The following is a 19,559-nucleotide window of genomic DNA, read 5'->3' on the forward strand; positions in this document are numbered from 1 at the left end:
AAGGGGATGGGATGGCTCATCCTCTTTCACAACAGACACGGATGACCGTGCCTGTAGATCGTTAGTTAATGAGGAATCTATTATGAGTTTTGCAATTACCTACGATGCCTACTATGCCAATTACAGCATTGCCAGCTACCTGACTGAATGGTCGGCAGCGTTTGGTGACGTTAACCATACCGCGGGTAATACACAAGTCGGTGGCAATAATACCGGAGGCTTTTACGGCGGCGACACCTTTATAGACGGTACTCAATATGCGATCACGAGTACGCAGAACGATTTCTCCGCGCTCATTGCCGGCGGCGATCTGACCTACAGCCTCTTCACCCCACCTGCCCACACGCTGTACGGCGATCTGGACACCCTGTCCTTCGGGAACGTCCTGCAAGGCGGCACCACAGCAGGCACCACGTATTCGCTTGCGGAACCAGAAGTCACCTTCAGCGGACTGGATCTCTCCACGGACGTTGCCAACCTGACCGTTAGCGATCGCGGCGTGGTACACGACGTGATTTACGGCCTGATGAGCGGACAGGTTCAGCCGCTGCTGACTGCGCTGAGCAATGCGGGTATCGATATTAACGCCAGCCTGGATAGCCTGAGCTTCGCTACAGCGACCTCTGATGCTGCGCTTTCTGCCGATACCGTGGTTGACGTCGTTGGCGTCGCCGAAACGGCCGATCTGCTGGCGGCATAAGAAAACGGCTAAAAGATGACGCTTTTAGCCGTTTGAGTGAACACCGTCGCGGTACGGAGAGAACATCTGAACCGCGACGGTCTAGTGAGTGTAATAACCGTTGGCAAACCGCGTCAATAGCGGTACGGCTAACCGCTTTCCCCTCTTCCACCTTGTGGATACACCACAGTGAGAACGATGGCGACTTTATTGAAGAAGGAACATCCCATGTCCGCATCCCATCCGGCTTCATCAGGTCGGGAGATTATTGACGCGCTGGCCGCCTACCGTCAGGGATTTTGGGGAATTGGCCTGTTCAGCGCCGTCATCAACCTGCTGATGCTGGCACCGGCGATTTATATGCTCCAGGTTTATGACCGCGTACTGCCATCCAGCAGCACCATGACGCTGGCGATGCTGACGATCATTATGCTGGGCCTGTTTTTACTGATGGGATTACTGGAATGGATACGCAGCGCCGTGGTGATCCGCCTCGGTACGCAGATGGATATGCGACTGAATCAACGTATCTACAATGCGGCGTTTGAAAGCAACCTCAGGAACGGCACGGCGAGCGCCGGCCAGGCCTTAAACGATCTGACTGCCCTGCGCCAGTTCGCCACCGGAAATGCGCTGTTCGCCTTCTTTGATGCGCCGTGGTTTCCGGTTTATCTGCTGGTGATCTTCTTACTTCATCCCTGGCTGGGCGTAATGGCGCTGGCGGGGGCGATCATACTGATTGTGCTGGCCTGGCTGAATCAAAAACTCACGCGCGAACCTCTGGCCTTAGCCGCACAAAACACCGTTCAGGCGACGCAGCAGGCCAACGCCAATCTGCGCAATGCCGATGCCATCGAAGCGATGGGAATGCTGCCCGCCATGCGTGAACGCTGGCTGACGCAGCATAACGCGTTTCTCTATTATCAAAACGTTGCCAGCGAAAAAAGCGCCAACATTACCTCGCTGACGAAGAGCACACGGCTGGCGCTCCAGTCTCTGATGCTAGGGCTGGGCGCGCTGCTGGCCGTCAACGGCGATATCACGCCCGGTATGATGATTGCTGGTTCCATTCTGGTGAGCCGCGTACTCAGCCCGATCGATCAGATCATTGGCGTCTGGAAACAGTGGATGCAGGCGCGCCTCGCCTGGCAGCGTGTCAATATCTTGCTCGACAACCATCCGGCGCGCCCTGCTGGCATGGCGCTGCCCGCCCCGGAAGGTAAACTTCAGGTGGAACAGCTCAGCGCTAACGCGCCCAACACGCGCACGCCCATACTCGCGAATATCACGTTTGAACTGGCTCCCGGCGATGTGCTTGGCGTCTTAGGCCCGTCGGGTTCAGGCAAATCCACCCTCGCCCGCCTGCTGGTTGCCGCCATGCCTGCCCTCGGTGGCAAAATCAGGCTGGACGGCGCGGACATGCACCAGTGGGACAAAGGCGATTTGGGCCGCTTTGTCGGCTATCTGCCGCAGGACGTCCAGCTTTTCAGCGGGACGATTGCCGAAAACATTGCCCGTTTCACCCAGCCGGATGCAGAAAAGATCGTTGCCGCTGCCGTCACGGCAGGCGTTCACGAGATGATTCTGCGGCTGCCGCAGGGCTACGATACGCAACTGGGCGAAGGCGGAGCCGGGCTGTCCGGCGGTCAGAAGCAACGCGTTGCTCTTGCCAGAGCCATTTACAACCAGCCGCGCCTGATTGTGATGGATGAACCCAATGCCAGTCTGGATGACGATGGCGAGAAAGCCTTATTGGCCGCGATTGCCGCTCAGCAGGAAGCCAAAAGCACGCAGGTGCTGATCACACATAAGCCTGCTCTGTTGTCCTGCGCTAATAAGCTGTTAGTCCTGCGCGCCGGACAGATCCAGTATTTCGGCACAACCGAGCAGGTGTTGAAAGAGTTACAGCGCGCCAAGCCTGCCAATCCTTCTCTTGCCAAACCGATGACGAAACCCGCCAACGCCAAACCTGCACAGGTTAAAACAGCTGACGCCGCCAATGCTTTTACCCCAAAAGAGCCCGGTTCCTCCGGGTTGAGCATGGTATACAGCGCGCCGACGCCGCGACGAGCCGCAACGGATAAATGAGGCTCAGCGCATTGATAACGCACGCCTGCCATCAGAACAGCATCATGGAAAGAAGAGGATAACCATGTCCGCGTTACGCGAAGTCACATCACAGCCAACAACTCCCGTCCATCCGATGGCGGATAACGTCGCGGCGATGCCGTTACACACCGACGCCGGACGCTATTTGAAGTACGGTCTCTGGCTGGTTCTGGCAGGCTTTGGTGGCCTGCTGCTGTGGGCTGGCATGGCACCATTGGATAAAGGCGTCGGCGTATCCGGTCGGGTCATCGTCGCAGATAACCGAAAAGCCGTGCAGCCTGTCAGTAGCGGACGCATCGCCTCGCTCACCGTACGGGATGGCGACCATGTGCAGGCTGGGCAAGTCCTTGCCACGCTGGACCAAACGCCCGCTCAGGCGCAGCGCGACAATCTCGTTACCCAGCTTCAGGAAGCGTTCGCGGGCGAAGCACGTCTGCTGGCGGAACGTGACGATCTGAACACGATCGCCTTCCCTGCCCCCACGGAGCAACACAGCACCGTCACGCAACAAATTCAGATTGCCCAGCAACAGCTCTTCATCAGCCGTCGTGCAGCCCTGCAACAGGAACGCGCCGCGATACAGGCCGCGATCATCGGGGCCAAAGCGCAGTCACAAGGTTCACAGGCGCTGCTGGCCAGCAGCCAAACGCAATTTCAGATTATCAGCGAGCAGTTGAGCGGGCTGCGTCCGCTGGCACAGGAAGGCTATATCGCCCGTAACCGCCTGCTGGACGTCGAGCGACAGGCAGCCCAACTGGCGGGCGCGATCGCGCAGGAACGGAATAATCAGGTACAGCTCCAGCAACAGGTCGTCGAGCTGGAGCAAAAAATTCAGCAGCGTCAGAACGAATACCAGAAAGAGGTACGCGCCCAACTCGCCGATACCCAGCGCTCCATTCAGGATCTTACCCAGCGGCTGAAAACGGCGGAGTATGAACTTCAGCACACGCACATTCGCGCCCCCGCCAGCGGCACGGTGGTTGGGCTGGCGCTGCACACTGAAGGCGGCGTGGTGAATAGCGGGCAGATGCTGATGGAGATTGTACCTGAGGGGCAGCCGTTATTGATTGACGCGCAGCTGCCTATCGAACTGGTCGACAGAGTCAGCAACGGACTACCGGTGGAGCTGCTGTTTTCTGCGTTCAACCAAAGCACCACACCGCGTATTTCCGGCGTTGTCGCGCTGATCGGTGCCGACCAGCTCGTCGAGCAGCAGACCGGAAAACCCTATTACGCGCTGCGTATTCACGTTGATGAACAGGGTAAGCAGCAGCTCGCCGGGCTGGACGTTCGCCCTGGCATGCCGGTGCAAGCCTTTATTCGTACCGGTGAGCGCTCCCTACTCAACTATCTTTTTAAACCGCTTTCCGATCGCCTACATCTGGCGCTGACCGAGGAGTAATCATGCTGCGCCTGTCATCCGTTTATCGCGCGGCGATCCGCTCCAGTTATGCCATCCCGCTTGTTCTCTCACTGATCTACAGCGCACCGAGTCAGGCACTGGGATTAATGGAAGCCTGGCAGCAGGCGCTGACGCACGATCCGGCTTTTCAGGCCGCCGTACACGCGCGCAATGCCGACAGCGAAGAGAAGAACATCGGCCGCGCCGGGCTGCTGCCCAAAGTCACCTATGACTACAGCCAGTCCCGTAACGACTCTACGGTGACGGCAGGTGGGCAACAGTCGGAGCGGGATTACACTAGTCGTGCTTCCAGCTTTTCTCTGCAACAGCCGCTGATCGACTACGCGGCGTGGTCGCGTTATCAGCAGGGTGAAGCCAGCGCCGTGCTGGCAGATGAGCAGCTGCGCGATGCCAGCCAGCAGCTACTGGTACGTCTGTTTCAGGCTTACACCAACGTGCTGTTTAGCCGCGAGCAGATTGCGCTGGTTCAGGCACAGCAGCGCGCTTATCGCGAGCAATATCAGTTGAATCAACGCCTCTTCCAGCAGGGAGAAGGCACCCGCACCGATATGCTGGAAACCGAAGCGCGCGTCAACCTGACGGAAGCGCAGCTCATCGAAGCGCAGGACAATCTGGATATCAGCCTACGTGAACTGGAAACGCTGTTGGGGATGCCCGTTGGTGTGGATCAGCTTGCGGCGCTCACGCCACGCTTCACGCCGCAGTCGCTTCAGCCTGCGGGCTATCAGCACTGGCAATCGCTGGCGCTACGCCACAACGCACAGCTATTAGCGCTAAACCAGTCACTGGCCGTGGCGAAATACGGCATTGAACGGAATCGGGCGGGTCACCTGCCGCAGGTCACGCTGGTTGCCAGCACGCGTAATACGCAATCGGATACCGAAAACAGCTACAACCAGAAATACGATACTCGCTCGATTGGTATCCGCGTCAGCGTACCGATCTTTGCCGGCGGCGGCGTCTCTGCCGCGACGCGTCAGGCAAAGGAGCGCTATCAGCAAACCGCGCGGGAAAAGGACGAACAGACGGCGACCATCCAGACGGAGCTGCGTCGCCAGTTTAATCTGGTCACCAGCAGCCAGGCGAAAATCCGCGCCTATGAGTTGACGGAAAAGTCGGCGCTGGCGCTGGTCACCGCCACACAGAAGAGCGTTCAGGGTGGGGAACGCGTGAATCTTGACGTGCTGAATGCCGAACAGCAGCTTTATGGCGCACGGCGCGATCTAACCGAAGCGCGTTATACCTGGCTGACAGCCTGGCTACAGTTGCGCTACTACGCCGGTACGCTGGACGAACAGACGCTGCGGCAGTTAGCGACCTATTTCGTACACCTCTAACAACGTGAATTCAGAACACAAACGCTGATGTGCGGCCATACCCTATTTAGAAAGGAAAATAAGCCGCATCCAGATATTCTAAAATATTTATAAAAATTTTATATTAATAACCAATCACACTATAAAAATGTCTTCCTTCGCATCCGATGTGAAAATAGCAGAAAATCCGTCAGCTATATTCCAGATGTGAATATACCCGTCATACTTCAAGCCGCATGTGCGTTGGCTACGTTCATTCACCCGAATCACTTACCTGAGTAAGCTCATCGGGATTCTCTCTCTTGCCGCCTTCCTGCAACTCGAATTATTTAGGGTATAGCGGTTTCGCGACAGCCGTTTTTATTTTTCGGTTATTCTCAAGTGGCCTGACGTTGACTTCATTATCAAAAAGGGATTCATTTTATCATTTTTAAAGTAATCATTTAAAAACAATACAATATGCAAAAATACCTCATTAGAGGTATCCAAAGTAACATTAAGGTTGGATTTTTTACGGCAATCATTAACGAAAATAAAAAATAGAAGAACACTGAACACAACAAAATAAGAACGAAAATTTAATCACTTTTCAAAAGCCCCACCAAATCATTAACAGCCTCACCAACTGACGCCTCACCTCACTATTAATAAATTAAAATTACAGTTAAATAACTAAAGAAATCAGAAATACGCTATTATTGCGACCGGGATCTTTTATTTTCCGGAAATAGCGCAAAGGTAAAAATTAATAGATTTAGATCAAGAAAATAAATAACCACCCGTCCATATAGTACCCACAGTAAAAACTCACTTATTTTAATTCTAACTAATCAGTTCATCTTATAAAGCAATGCAATGGGGCTACTATGGACTTCATCATTCAATTAGTCATTGTCCTGATCTGCCTTTTTTACGGGGCAAGAAAAGGCGGGATCGCGCTGGGTTTATTAGGCGGGATTGGACTTGTTATTCTGGTCTTTATTTTTAAACTACAACCGGGTAAACCACCCGTTGACGTCATGCTGGTCATCATTGCCGTGGTGGCCGCATCGGCAACGCTTCAGGCATCGGGCGGGCTGGATGTGATGCTGCAAATCGCGGAGCGTATGCTGCGGCGTAACCCGAAATACGTTTCGATTATCGCGCCGTTCGTCACCTGTATTCTGACTATCCTGTGCGGTACCGGCCACGTGGTGTATACCATTCTGCCGATTATTTATGATGTCGCCATCAAGAATAATATCCGTCCTGAAAGACCGATGGCCGCCAGTTCGATCGGTGCTCAGATGGGGATTATCGCCAGTCCGGTCTCTGTTGCGGTGGTGTCGCTGGTTGCCATGTTGGCTAACTTCACGTTCCAGGGCAAACACCTGGGATTCCTCGATCTACTGTCTATTACCATCCCTTCTACCCTGCTGGGTATTCTGGCGATTGGGATTTTCAGCTGGTTCCGCGGTAAGGATCTGGACAAGGATGAAGACTTTCAGGCATTCATCGCCGATCCAGAAAACAAACAATATGTGTATGGCGATACCGCCACGCTGCTCGACAGAAAACTGCCGCGCAGTAACTGGATCGCCATGTGGATCTTTCTGGCAACGATCGCGGCGGTAGCGATTCTGGGTGCCGTTGAAGAGCTGCGTCCGGTCTTTGCCGGTAAGCCGCTGTCGATGGTGCTGGTCATTCAGATGTTTATGCTGCTGTCTGGTGCCATCATCATTATTGCGACCAAAACCAATCCGTCTTCGATCTCGAAGAATGAGGTGTTCCGTTCAGGGATGATCGCCATCGTCGCGGTATACGGTATCGCCTGGATGGCTGAAACCATGTTCGGCGCGCATCTGGAAGAGATAAAAGGCACGCTCGGTTCACTGGTGAAAGTCTACCCTTGGGCTTACGCGATTATCCTGCTGATTGTGTCCAAGTTCGTTAACTCGCAGGCGGCGGCGCTGGCGGCGATTGTCCCCGTTGCGCTGGCAATCGGGGTGGATCCGGCGTATATCGTGGCCTCTGCGCCAGCCTGTTATGGTTACTACATTCTGCCGACCTACCCAAGCGATCTGGCGGCTATCCAGTTTGACCGTTCAGGTACCACCAAAATCGGCCGTTTCGTTATCAACCACAGCTTTATTCTGCCGGGCCTGATCGGCGTGAGCACATCCTGCGTCTTTGGATGGGTGTTTGCCGCGATGTACGGCTTCCTGTAATTCAGTTCGCTATCCCTAAACGCCGCCCAGCAATGGGCGGCGAAGTGACTGACAACCCCGAGCCAACCAGCCCCTCTCCGCTTTTTTCCAAATAAGCCTGCCAGACCGTATTTCGCTGCCATTCTGGTTATGCGAAATCTGCTCATTCATAGCCAGAATTGTTCTTTTGCGGCGTTCTGCATCGCTGCTACAACTGATTTATCTTTTCCCACAGAGATGAGAGGTCGCGACCATGATTGCAATACAAGCGCCACAAACCTATCTGAATCGTGATGGCGTCATCCGTTCTGTCGGCGAATATGCAGCGCCCTACGCCAGCACAATATTGATTATTACCAGCCCGCAGGCATGGAAAAGCACATCAGAGGCCGTTGAACGCAGCCTTAATGAATTCGGTTTACGGTATCAGGTCGAATTTTTGCCGGGCGATTGCACCAAACCTGCGATAGAAGCGCTGACCGCACAGGCACGCGCATTCAGCGCAGAACTGATTTTAGGGATTGGCGGCGGACGCGTGCTGGATGTCGCTAAAGTCGTCGGTGACATTCTGGGACAGATTCCTGTCATCACTGTACCGACGATTGCCGCCACCTGCGCCGCCTGGTCATCCTTCAGCGTGATTTATAGCGATAGCAGTGTGCACAACGGCGCATTTGCGCTAACACGTTTACCGGTGTGGGTGCTGGTAGACAGCGAGATCATCGCCCGCAGCCCTTCACGTTATCTCAAAGCCGGTATCGTGGATGCACTGGCGAAGTGGTATGAATTCCAACCGTATCTGCGTCACGGCGATGACGGACTGGCGTTAGCGCTTAAAGCGCAGGCGGCGAAGCTGGCTGTGGAAACATTGAATACCTATGGCGAGCAGGCCATTGCGGATAATGAGCAAGGTCTCGTCACGCCAGCCCTACGCGGCGCGATCGACGCCGTTATCGCACTGGCGGGTCTGGCGAACAGCATGAAAGATGAAGTGCCACGCATCGGCGTCGCCCATGCTATTCACAACAGCATGACGCACCTGCCGGAGCTGCATGACTGGCTGCACGGCGAAAAAGTGGGCTTTGGGCTGGCCGTACAGGCGTTTCTGGAACACGATAGCGACGCCGATCGCGAAGAGCTATTCGCCCAGCTGCGCCGCTACGGAAGCCCCATGACGTTGAGTGCCCTCGGCCTGAATGAACGTCCACAGCTGGTTGAAAGCATCGCGCAGCACGTGAAAATCGCACCGAGAATTGCCGCCCGCCTTCCTTTTGCAACGGATGCCGAGCGTATTGAACGAGCACTGTGGCGCACGCAAACGCTAGAAACTGGAGTGATAGATAGCCACGCGGCATAGCCAGTATTAGAGCAAGAAAAGAAACGGGCGCCTCGATCACTCGACGCGCCCGTTGCATAGGCTATTTGAAATAGTTCGGGATTATCCCTGCTGGGCAGGCTGCGTGCTTATCCCTTTAAGCTCACGCTCATAGGCCCGCGCTTTCTTCTCATCGAACTGGTTTTCCCACTTGGCAATGACCAGTACCGCCAGTGCATTTCCTACTACGTTCAGCGCCGTACGTGCCATGTCGAGGATGCGGTCAACGCCCGCAATAAACGCCAGACCTTCCAACGGAATACCAACGCTGCCCAGCGTAGCCAGCAGTACGACAAACGACACGCCCGGTACGCCGGCAATGCCTTTAGACGTCAGCATCAGCGTCAGCACCAGCACGATTTCCTGCCCAATCGACAGTTCGATGCCGTATAGCTGCGCGATGAAGATCGCCGCAATACTCTGGTACAGCGTAGAGCCATCGAGGTTAAAGGAGTAACCGGTCGGCACCACAAAGCTGGTAATCGACTTCGGCGCACCATAGGCTTCCATTTTTTCGATGATGCGCGGCAGCACGGTTTCGGAACTGGCGGTGGAGTACGCGAGGATCAGCTCATCTTTGAGGATGCGGATCAAGATGGTGATACGCAGCTTACACAGCCGTGCGACGATACCGAGCACCACCAGCGCGAAGAAGAAAATCGCGGCATAAACCAGCATAACCAGCTTGGCTAACGGCCACAGCGACGCAAAACCGAAGTTGGCAACCGTGACGGAAATCAGCGCAAACACCCCAACAGGGGCATAACGCATGATCATGTGCGTCACTTTAAACATGGTTTCCGACACACCGCGGAAGACGTTCAGCAGCGGCTCGCGGTGATCTTTCGGCAACGAAGATAGCCCTAAACCAAACAGTACCGAGAAGAAGATAATCGGCAGCATGTCGCCGTGTGCCATCGCGGCGAAGATATTCGGTGGAATCAGCGACAGCACCGTCCCTACCAGACTGTGCGAACCGCTCTGCACCTGCTCGGTGGTCTTTTGGTACTGCGAGATATCAACGGCGGTCAGCGTCGACATATCGATGCCATGACCCGGCTGGAAGACATTCGCCAGCGTGATGCCAAGGATAATCGCTACCGTCGTGATGATTTCAAAATAGAGAATGGTTTTGAAGCCGATGCGCCCGAGCTTTTTGGCATCCCCTACGCCCGCAATCCCGACAATCAACGTGGCGATGACAATCGGGACAACGATCATTTTAATCAGGCGGATAAAGATGTCGCCCGCTGGGCTAAGAATATTGCTGATGAGCCACTGGCGGCTTTCTTGCTGTTCATGCAGTACGGCACCGAGTGCAATACCCAGAACCAACGCGATAAGGATTTGCCAGGCAAGGCTGATTTTTTGTGTTTTCATCGTCATTTTCCGTTTTAAACTCCCCGCCATCACAAACATGGCGCTAGCGCGACTCCGGCGCAATGCGAACCGAAAAAATCAACGTGGAGGTGACTGACTAGTGAGAAGGATGTCTGATGGATTAACCCGTCATACGTCAAGCTGCATACGCACGGTGCAAAACGCACACATTTTTGTCCTGCAACTCGAATTATTTAGGGTAAATGTTCTATTGCGATACCAAAATCGTTAACATAATTATTCAATAAAAACGCACAAGTATTTGTATCGCTTAACAAAAATTCAGACATAAGTTATTGTTATGGCGGGGATGCTACTATTGCAGCACGATCAGATCAAGCAGATTATCGGCACGCTAAACCATATTTATGCTAAATCGAGCCCAGAAAACGGCGGGTATCGCGATACAAAAAATCGCGACAAAATCGAAAGGAAAAACCCTGCCCAGTCAGAAAAAACGCTGGCTGGGCATCGGGTTAGGAAATCGCGCTATCAATCAGATTTGGTAATCAATCACCGCTTCATCGTTATCCGAGAACACCTTATCTTTAATGTCATCCAGCGACAGTTCTGTATTACACAGCTGAATAAATTTCCAGGCATAGTTACGTTGTAACTGACCCTTTTTTAACCCCAGCCAGACCGTGTTCGCTTCAAACAGATGCTCGGCATTCAACCGCACCAGCCCTTTGTCTCGCACCGGATCGAATGACATATCGGCCACAATCCCCACCCCAAGCCCCAGCTCGACATAGGTTTTAATCACATCTGAATCCTGCGCGCTCAGCGTAATATCCGGCGACATGCCCACCGCCTGAAACGCGCGATCCAGGCGCGAACGACCGGTAATTCCCTGACGATAGGTAATCAGCGGCTCCGCATTGAGCATTTCAAGCGTAATCACCGGTTCCTGCGTCAGCGGATGGTGCTCCGGCACAATCACCGAATGGTGCCAGCGATAGTAGGAGAACGCCGCCAGAGAGGGATCGTTAATCAACTGCTCACTGGCAATGCCGATATCAGCCTCACCGGAATGGAGCATCGCCACGATCTCATCCGGCGTACCCTGATTCAGTACCAGACGCACCTGAGGATACAGCGAGCGGAAGGCTTTAATCACCGGCGGCAGGCTGTAACGCGCCTGCGTATGCGTGGTCGCGATCACCAGTTGGCCGGTGTCGTTATTGGTGAAGACATTCGCCAGCCGCCGGATATTACTGGCGTCATTCAGAATACGCTCTGCCACCACCAGCAGCTCTTTTCCCGGTTCGGTCATGCCTAACAGGCGTTTGCCGCGACGGATGAAGATTTCAATCCCCAACTCTTCTTCCAGCTCGCGGATGTGGCGACTCACGCCGGATTGAGAGGTAAACAGCGTATTCGCCACCTCGGTCAGGTTGTAATTGCACCGTGCTGATTCACGAATAATCTTCAGTTGCTGAAAGTTCACCTTTCACTCCCTTGTCCTTTATTACAGATAGCAATATTGATGCAAGTAATGAGAGCCAGAACAAATAAGCAAATGGAGTTGATTATATTTTTTTATACTAACGGTATGTCTGTCGCACTATCTTATCTAACAAGGAATAGACATAAACAGTAAAATCAAATAGTTAGATAAATTCACTTTTGTCACGCACGCACCGTTAATCAACCATTTCGCTATGATTTATGCCTTTCCGGTCTATTTATCCCGGTGCTTTTATTCCCTTTTTCCCGTATTTCTGCTCAGGCTAAATAGGACGCACGACTTCAAGCTGACGCGCTATCACTGCTATGATGGCGGTCAGGATCAGAAACAAGGTGGCAGCATGCAGGGTGTACCGGAACAATTTACCGATGAGAGAGACTATGCCCAGTTCCGGCACTTACCGGCGCTGCCCGGCATTGAGCTTTACCATGCGCACATCTGCCGTTATGCCTTTGAGCCGCACACGCATGAGGCGTTTGGCATCGGCACCATTGACGACGGTGCGGAGCGATTCCGCTATCGTGGCGCCAAGCATATTGCGCCTGTCGATTCGTTAGTGTTGATGAACCCTGATGAGCTACATACGGGGGAATCCGCGACGGAAGACGGCTGGCGCTATCGCATGATCTACATTCCACCCGATGTGTTGGAGAACGTCTCCGGCGAGAAAGGCTGGTGGTTTACCGACGTCGTGCGCCACGATCCGGCAACCGCACGCCAGTTGGCGATGACGCTAGCCGCGCTGTGGCAGACGACCGATCCCTTGGCGAGTGAAAGCCTGCTGCTGTCGCTGATTGCGCTTTTCCGACCTCACGCGCACATTGCCCAGCGCCAGAGGATTGAACCGCTGCACCGCTTTGATGTGGTGAAAGCCTATCTGCGCGAGAATTTCGCCCACACCATTACCTTAAAAGAGCTGGCGGCGCTGGTTTCTCTGAGCCCGTACCATTTCCTGCGCCAGTTCAAAGCGCAGTTCCACGTCACGCCGCACCAGATGTTGATGGCAATCCGGCTGTATGAGGCTAAACAGATGCTGACACGCGGTATGGCAGCCGCCCATATCGCCGTCGCCGTCGGCCTGACCGATCAGGCACATCTGACCCGCACCTTCGCCCAGCGCTATGGCGTCACGCCCATTCGCTACCAAAAGCAGGTGTATCCGGTTCAGCGCTAACGCTTTCAGCACGCATGCTTTCAACGTTACCCCAGACAGATGATATACCCTAAATAATTCGAGTTGCGTGACAAAACGTTAGCGTTTTGAACAACGCTCTGCGTTGACCCTTTAGGGCAAGGCCCATTTATGGCCTTGTAACGCGGCAACCGAGCGAATCCCCAGGAGCTTACACAAGTAAGTGACTGGGGTGAGTAAGGGCAGCCAACGCACAAGCAGCTTGAAGTATGACGGGGATAAACAGCAATATCCTACAATCATTCAACACCGACTCTCCCTAGACTGGCGCGATGCACTATTGTGAAAAAATGGGTTTATCATGCTGATAGGGGTTTTATTTGCGCTTGCCGCCGGACTGATGTGGGGGCTGATTTTTGTTGGGCCATTAATCGTACCGGACTACTCTGCGGCCTTGCAGTCCACCGGACGCTATCTGGCTTTTGGGCTGATTGCCTTACCGCTGGCGTGGATCGATCGCCGTCGTCTGCGCCAGCTGACCCGCAGCGACTGGCTGGAGGCCACGAAGCTCACCATCATCGGCAATCTGCTGTACTACTTTCTGCTCGCCAGCGCGATTCAGCGCACGGGCGCACCGATCTCAACAATGATTATCGGCACCCTGCCCGTGGTGATTTCCGTTACCGCCAATGTGTTGTACAGCAAGCACGATGGCCGCGTAGCCTGGCGTCGGCTGCTGCCCTCGCTGCTGCTGATTGCGGCTGGGTTGGTTTGCGTCAATATTGCGGAACTGAAAGGCACCACCGTCGAATTCGATTTATGGCGTTATGCCAGTGGGATTGCGATAGCCTTTCTCGCCGTGGTTTGCTGGACCTGGTATCCGCTGCGCAACGCCCGCTGGCTGCGCGACCACAAAGGCAATACGCCGACCACCTGGGCCACGGCGCAGGGGCTGGTCACGCTACCGCTGGCGCTATTGGGTTATCTGCTGGTGTGCGGCCATCTGGCGCTAACGGATAGCACCTTTACGCAGCCGTTTGGCCCGCGACCTGAGATTTTCATCCCGCTGATGCTGGCGATTGGGCTGTTTTGTTCCTGGATTGGTACGCTGTTCTGGAACGAAGCCAGCCAGCGCCTGCCGACGGTGCTGGTAGGGCCGCTGATTGTGTTTGAAACGCTGGCGGGGCTAACTTATGCCTTCATCATCCGGCAGTCCTGGCCGCCGCTGCTGACGCTCTGTGGCATCACCTGCCTGATTGTCGGGGTGATCTACGCGATGCGCGTGAAACCGGAACCTGTCGTTGTGAAAAAATCAACGGTGGTAGAAGTCCCGATGCCGGTTTCACGAACCGAATAAACGCACGCCTAAGAGGCTGTGAAAATAGCCGGTCTTTATGTCCGGCTTGCCAGCTTCTGAAACAGCGCGGTCAGCAGTGCTTCATCTCTCGCGCCCTGATGCTGATCGGTCACCTTGCCGTTGGCATCAATAATAAATGAGGTTGGCGTGCCGCTGACCTGATAGCGCTCTTTGGTAATACCCAACTGATCGCGCACCACCGGATAGGTCACCTTGTGGTGCGCCAGCATCGACGTGATATCCACGCCGTCAGGATCGGTATTAACCGCAACCACCACGACTTTATCGCCATACTCCTTGCTCAGCTTCTCCAGCGCGCCCATTTCAACCATGCAGCCGCCACAGCCCGACGACCAGAAATTCAGGTACACGCTTTTCCCCTGCCAGCGCGACAGATCCACCTGCTGCCCTGCCAGATCGTAGGCCGCCAGCGCCGGAGCCTGCGCTCCAACGCTAACCTGTTCTTCCTTACAGCCGCTTAGCGCCGCTAAACCCAGCAGGCAAAGCGCGGTAATCCCGTTACGCCATTTCATGATGATTCACCTCTTCACCAAAATACTTGCCGTGTTGCAGGCGGATAATACGGTCAGCAAACCGACCTAACTCAGGATTGTGCGTCACCATCACAATGGTACGCCCCTGCCGATGCAGATCTTTCAGCAGATCCAGCACCCGCCGTTCGTTCTCTTCATCCAGATTCCCCGTCGGTTCATCGGCGAAAATCACAGGAGGCTCATTCACCAGCGCACGGGCGATACACACGCGCTGCTGCTCACCGCCGGAAAGCTGGCTCGGTAAGTGATCGACGCGATGCGCCAGCCCCACCTGTTCCAGCACGCGCTGCGCCGCCGCTTCATCCACCACGCTGTGGTAATGCTGCGCCAGCATCACGTTTTCCAGCGCGGTCAAAAACGGAATCAGGTGGAACTGCTGGAATACCAGCCCAATCTTATCGGCCCGGAACTGGCGGCGCCCTTCTTCATCCAGCCCAGCGGCATCGACGCCGTCCAGCAATACCTGCCCTTCACTTACCGTATCCAGACAGGTGAGAATATTCATCAACGTAGTTTTACCCGAGCCAGATGCGCCCATGATGGCGACAAACTCGCCGCGCGCGATGCGGATATTGATGTTCTCCAGCGCGGTAACCTGACCAAAGCGTTTATAGAGCTGGCGAGTTTCAATCACCGCCTCCGCTGCCTGCGCCCTTTCCTGCGCGTTCACCTCTACAGACATCGAGCTACTCTCCTTTCAAGACTTTGGCTGGTTCGACGTAGATTGCACGCCGGGTAGGCACCACTGCCGCGACGGCAGCAACCAGCAACGATAGCACCAGCGTGAGCGGGAACACGGGTAAACGCAGCGAGATCGTCGCGTTAAAGACGGCCATCCCCAACACCTGTGCCAGCAAATAGCCCAATAGCAAACCGCATAACACAGCCGCCAGCGCGATGATGCCGGTTTCCGCCAGCATCTGCCGGATGATGTCTCGTCCGCTCGCACCCAGCGCTTTCTGTAGCGCAAATTCGCGGGCGCGTTCGCCGACAATCGCCATTAGCGTCGTATTCACACACAGGGAAGACAGCACGAGAATCACCGCCGATACCAGCCCCATCAGCCCTTTAATTTTATTCAGCACCTGACCTTCCGACGCCGACACTTTCAGGATCGGGCGGATCTCCAACTGCGGATACTGCTGTTGGAGCTGGGCAGCGAAGCGATCGACCTGCCCCAGATCGTTGCTGACGCTCAACAGGGCATTACTGATCGCGCCTTCTTTATCCAGCCACTTTTGTGCCAGATCCAGATTCACGATCAACATGTTGTCCGTCGCATCGCCGGATTCCACGATGCCTTTGATCTGCAATCGCTGTTTCCCGCCGTCGCCCACCAGCGTGATGCTGTCGCCGACTTTGACGTTCAGTCGCTCCGCCAGCTTCACTCCAATCATGGCGTTACGGTCATCGAAGCTGACGCCAATCCAGTTACCCGTGACCTGCCAGTACGGTGCCAGTTGCCGCAGCGATTCGAACCACACGCCCATCAGCACCACTTTCTCCAGCTCCGTACGCGCCATACCGTACAGATAAGGGCTGGACGCATTGATTAACCCAACTGGTACGTTGTCGATAATCGGCTGAAACGTGCTTTGTGGAATCGTATTGCCCCGCGCCGGGCCGATGTAAAAATTCGCGCCGAAGGTGCGCAGTTCCTGACTCATCTTGGCGTTGATATCGAAATAGACCGCGGACATCGCCGTCACAATCGCCGCCCCGACCATCAGCGCAGCGAACACCACGCTAACGCGCTGCATACGCAGCCGCAGCGCGCGGAAGACCAGCCGCCAGAACATGCTGTTCATCCAGCCATTAGCGCCCATACAGCACCTCCACCGGATACAGTTTGGCGATCCGGCGTGCCGGGAACCACGTTCCGATGATGGCGATCAGCATCGAGATCACCAGCACACAAGGGATAACAATCCACGCGAAACTCAGCGGTACGCCGAACAGCATCAGGCCAATGGCTTTCGCCAGCCCCCAGCCTGCGACGCAGCCCGCGATCCCGCCCGCCAGCCCGCTCAGCGCTGCTTCGAGATAAAACAGCAGCATGATCTGCCACTGGCGCGCCCCCAGCGCTTTCATCAACCCTATCTCTTTGGCCCGTTCCATGATGGTGCTGGTCATCAGCGAGGCAATCCCCATCGCTGCCGCCACCAGCGCGGCAAAGGTCACCACAGCCAGAAGCAGTTGGATCTTGTCGATCACCACGCCTTCCGAGGCTGCGACCTGCCAGATAGGACGGACCACCGAGCCAGAAATGGCTTCTTCCAACTGGTGCGCAATCGAAGACACATACGCGGTGCAGTACCAGAGGTCATACTCTTCGGCATTCAGCGCTTCCAGATTTTCCCGCGCCCGCCGCGACAGTTCGTTTTCCGGCACGGTCAGCGCCGATACGCGAATCGCCTGAATTTTACCGGCTAACCCCAGCAGCGATTGCACCGTTGCCAGCGGCATCACCAGTCGGCTTTCTTCATCACCGCCGCTGCTCAGAATGCCGCTCACCTCTACCGTTGTATCGCCTTTTGCGCCGTGCAGCGCGAGTTTATCCCCGACTTTCCAGCCCGTTTGCGCCGCCAGTTGTTTTCCCACCAGCGTTTGCGCCACATTGTCCGTCGTCACCGGCTCCTGCGGCCACTGCCCGGCCACCTGCCAGTAAGGGCTCACGGTCATTTGTCCCGTGCGATAGTCTTCTTCATCCGGCACCGCGACAGGCTGAGAAAAGAAGGTGCCCAGCACGGCAACCGGCTGTCCGCTGATCTCGACATCACCGCTCAGCAGCGGCGCAAAGCCGACAATGTTATTGCGCCAGAAGATATCTTTGATGTTCGGCAGTTCGGCCTCATCGAGGAAATCCTGCCCTTCCAGCGGGTTACTGCGCTCGCCAAACAGCGCGGGTAGCGCCGCTTGTCCTGCTGGCTCAATCAGAATATTCGCGCCGTAAGACTTCAGCTCGCGCGCCATTTTGTCGCCGATATCGATGGACACCGCCAGCAGCGCGGAGATCAACCCCGCAGCCAAAAACACGGTCAGCACCGCCAGCAATTTACGCCGAATATTTCTGCGCCAGGACTGACGTAACAGTCGCCACAGCATGATTATTCCCCCTCAGCCTGCTCGCCCGTTGCCGCTTTGGCAGTGGCAAATTTCGCGGGACTTTCGCGGAAGCGGTTATAGTTGGCTTCCGACGAGAAGAAGTACGTTTTACCGCCGTAGCGATATTTGTGTTCCGCACTCACGTTGGTGAGTTTGGAGCCATCAACCGGGTCGATGACTTCCATCGACACCACCGTCGAGAAGTAGTTAGTGCCTGCCGCCAGTGACGCTCGCCCAATCACCAGTTCATTATCGTCGTTGCTCCACCCTTCGATCGGCACGGGATTACAGCCGCCCGCCTTCCCGATAGAAGGAATGAAGATATGCACACCGCAGGCGACACAAATCACCTGATTGCCTTCCATCACGTAGCCCTGATCGCCGCACAGCAAACAGGCATCAAACACCACGCCAAGACGCAGGCGATCGGGATAGCGGTTGATGATGAAAAAGCGCACGGCCTTGCCGTCATCGGCAATCCACACAAAGCGATGCAGCTTGCCATCACGCACTTGTTCAATCGGAATATGCACTTTGCCATCGGCTGCCAGCGTCACCGGCTGCGCTTCCGACAGACGAGGCGGCTGCGACGCGACCTTGTCCCAATAGAGTTGAGCCAACACCACCACCAACAGCGCCGTGATCGTCGCTAACAGCGTACGGCGCAGCGTGCGATAGCCTGCCGTCGCTTTACGCTTTTCAATCGCCTCATGCGTGGCCAGCATCTGGCGGCGCGCATGCCGCAGCGGCCAAACCAGCCCGGCAGCCAACGCCGCCATGAACAATGCACTGAGGTAATTCAATAAATGCGCGCTGTTGGTGACGTGCGCCACATAGCTCAAGCGCGGCTTGGTCAGCCCCAGCGCCTGTAACTTCATCAACAGCAGCAGCAGGTTGCCGCTTATCGGCAACAGCAGAAGTGCGACCAGCAGCGCAAGAAGCGGCCAGCGCAGTAAGTGAATGCGGCGCACGATCGTGCCGCACAGCGCGGCACAGAACACCAGCCAGCCAAACGCCAGCAGCACGGCGCTGAAATTCAGCAGCAGATCGGTATTCACCACATGGGTGGTCGTCAGCGCGGTCAGATTGGGATCGTTGCCCCAATGCACCGCCGCGCCCGCCACCAGCAGCGCCTGCCACAGATAGCCAATACGCGGGTGGGAAAAACACTGACAGACAAGAAACAGGATCAAGGCCAGCGCCTGAAGCGCCGTAAAGCCCAGCAGAAACGCCTGCCCGTTAGGAAAATGCACGCCAATAAACGTACCGGCGAACAGTGCCAGCAGCGTAGTCCAACCCAGCGCTTTGACTGTCGGCGTGGAACGGTGGCTCCAGTTCAGCCCCAGCAATAGCGCTATCGGCAGGAAGGATTGAAGTGTCGTGATAAAGAAATAACTCATATTCTCGTCATACTTCAAGTTGCATGTGCGTTGGCTGCGTTCAGTCGCCCGAATCACTTACCTGAGTAAGCT

The 19,559-nt window shown here is 55.3% G+C and carries 15 protein-coding genes; 8 read left to right on the forward strand and 7 right to left on the reverse strand.

Annotated elements, in window-relative coordinates:
* The first annotated feature begins 82 nt into the window (after positions 1 to 82).
* From ACIPUG_RS15955 to ACIPUG_RS15980, 6 genes are all read left to right on the forward strand, one after another.
* On the forward strand, positions 83 to 700 hold the full coding sequence (locus ACIPUG_RS15955) for a heme acquisition protein HasA (protein WP_039287544.1): 618 nt from the start codon (positions 83 to 85) through the stop codon (positions 698 to 700).
* 207 nt (positions 701 to 907) lie between these two features.
* The gene (locus ACIPUG_RS15960) at positions 908 to 2,767 is read left to right on the forward strand and encodes a type I secretion system permease/ATPase (RefSeq protein WP_400339226.1); all 1,860 of its coding nucleotides are present in this window, start codon (positions 908 to 910) and stop codon (positions 2,765 to 2,767) included.
* Positions 2,768 to 2,831: 64 nt separating this feature from the next.
* A complete protein-coding gene (locus tag ACIPUG_RS15965) occupies positions 2,832 to 4,190 on the forward strand; it encodes an HlyD family type I secretion periplasmic adaptor subunit (protein ID WP_400339229.1) in 1,359 nt (452 codons plus the stop codon).
* Positions 4,191 to 4,192: 2 nt separating this feature from the next.
* Positions 4,193 to 5,548: a TolC family outer membrane protein gene (locus ACIPUG_RS15970; protein WP_039287551.1), complete on the forward strand. Its 1,356-nt coding sequence runs from the start codon at positions 4,193 to 4,195 to the stop codon at positions 5,546 to 5,548.
* An 845-nt stretch (positions 5,549 to 6,393) separates the two neighbouring features.
* A complete protein-coding gene (locus ACIPUG_RS15975) occupies positions 6,394 to 7,734 on the forward strand; it encodes an anaerobic C4-dicarboxylate transporter (protein ID WP_014914809.1) in 1,341 nt (446 codons plus the stop codon).
* A gap of 232 nt (positions 7,735 to 7,966) precedes the next feature.
* Positions 7,967 to 9,070, forward strand: coding sequence for an iron-containing alcohol dehydrogenase family protein (locus ACIPUG_RS15980; RefSeq protein WP_400339232.1), 1,104 nt, complete (start codon positions 7,967 to 7,969; stop codon positions 9,068 to 9,070).
* 81 nt (positions 9,071 to 9,151) lie between these two features.
* On the opposite strand, the gene gltP is transcribed toward ACIPUG_RS15980, so the two are convergent.
* Both gltP and cbl read right to left on the reverse strand, forming a co-directional pair.
* Positions 9,152 to 10,468 (reverse strand): glutamate/aspartate:proton symporter GltP, encoded by a 1,317-nt coding sequence (gene gltP, locus ACIPUG_RS15985; RefSeq protein WP_039313895.1) that lies wholly within the window; start codon positions 10,466 to 10,468, stop codon positions 9,152 to 9,154.
* 496 nt (positions 10,469 to 10,964) lie between these two features.
* Positions 10,965 to 11,918 carry an HTH-type transcriptional regulator Cbl gene (gene cbl / locus ACIPUG_RS15990; protein WP_010285215.1) on the reverse strand — a complete coding sequence of 318 codons (954 nt, stop codon included), beginning with the start codon at positions 11,916 to 11,918 and terminating at the stop codon, positions 10,965 to 10,967.
* Between the two features lie 361 nt (positions 11,919 to 12,279).
* Here cbl and ACIPUG_RS15995 point away from each other — a divergent pair, with 361 nt between their 5' ends.
* A complete protein-coding gene (locus tag ACIPUG_RS15995) occupies positions 12,280 to 13,113 on the forward strand; it encodes an AraC family transcriptional regulator (protein WP_039469299.1) in 834 nt (277 codons plus the stop codon).
* 319 nt (positions 13,114 to 13,432) lie between these two features.
* Positions 13,433 to 14,428: a DMT family transporter gene (locus ACIPUG_RS16000; protein ID WP_400339235.1), complete on the forward strand. Its 996-nt coding sequence runs from the start codon at positions 13,433 to 13,435 to the stop codon at positions 14,426 to 14,428.
* Positions 14,429 to 14,463: 35 nt separating this feature from the next.
* On the opposite strand, the gene ACIPUG_RS16005 is transcribed toward ACIPUG_RS16000, so the two are convergent.
* The 5 genes from ACIPUG_RS16005 to ACIPUG_RS16025 are packed head-to-tail and all read right to left on the reverse strand — an operon-like array spanning position 14,464 to position 19,487.
* Positions 14,464 to 14,961: a TlpA family protein disulfide reductase gene (locus tag ACIPUG_RS16005; protein ID WP_400339237.1), complete on the reverse strand. Its 498-nt coding sequence runs from the start codon at positions 14,959 to 14,961 to the stop codon at positions 14,464 to 14,466.
* Complete coding sequence (locus ACIPUG_RS16010) at positions 14,948 to 15,664, reverse strand: ABC transporter ATP-binding protein (RefSeq protein WP_010285208.1); 717 nt, start codon at positions 15,662 to 15,664, stop codon at positions 14,948 to 14,950. The genes ACIPUG_RS16005 and ACIPUG_RS16010 overlap by 14 nt, the downstream gene beginning before the upstream one ends.
* A 4-nt stretch (positions 15,665 to 15,668) precedes the next feature.
* Positions 15,669 to 16,808: an ABC transporter permease gene (locus ACIPUG_RS16015; protein ID WP_400339240.1), complete on the reverse strand. Its 1,140-nt coding sequence runs from the start codon at positions 16,806 to 16,808 to the stop codon at positions 15,669 to 15,671.
* Positions 16,798 to 18,087, reverse strand: a complete 1,290-nt coding sequence (locus ACIPUG_RS16020) for an ABC transporter permease (RefSeq protein WP_400339241.1) — start codon at positions 18,085 to 18,087, stop codon at positions 16,798 to 16,800. The genes ACIPUG_RS16015 and ACIPUG_RS16020 overlap by 11 nt, the downstream gene beginning before the upstream one ends.
* A 2-nt stretch (positions 18,088 to 18,089) precedes the next feature.
* Positions 18,090 to 19,487, reverse strand: coding sequence for a Fe-S-containing protein (locus ACIPUG_RS16025; RefSeq protein WP_400339243.1), 1,398 nt, complete (start codon positions 19,485 to 19,487; stop codon positions 18,090 to 18,092).
* Between the last annotated feature and the right edge of the window lie 72 nt (positions 19,488 to 19,559).

Source organism: Pectobacterium sp. CHL-2024 (assembly GCF_044751765.1).
GTDB lineage: Bacteria > Pseudomonadota > Gammaproteobacteria > Enterobacterales > Enterobacteriaceae > Pectobacterium > Pectobacterium brasiliense.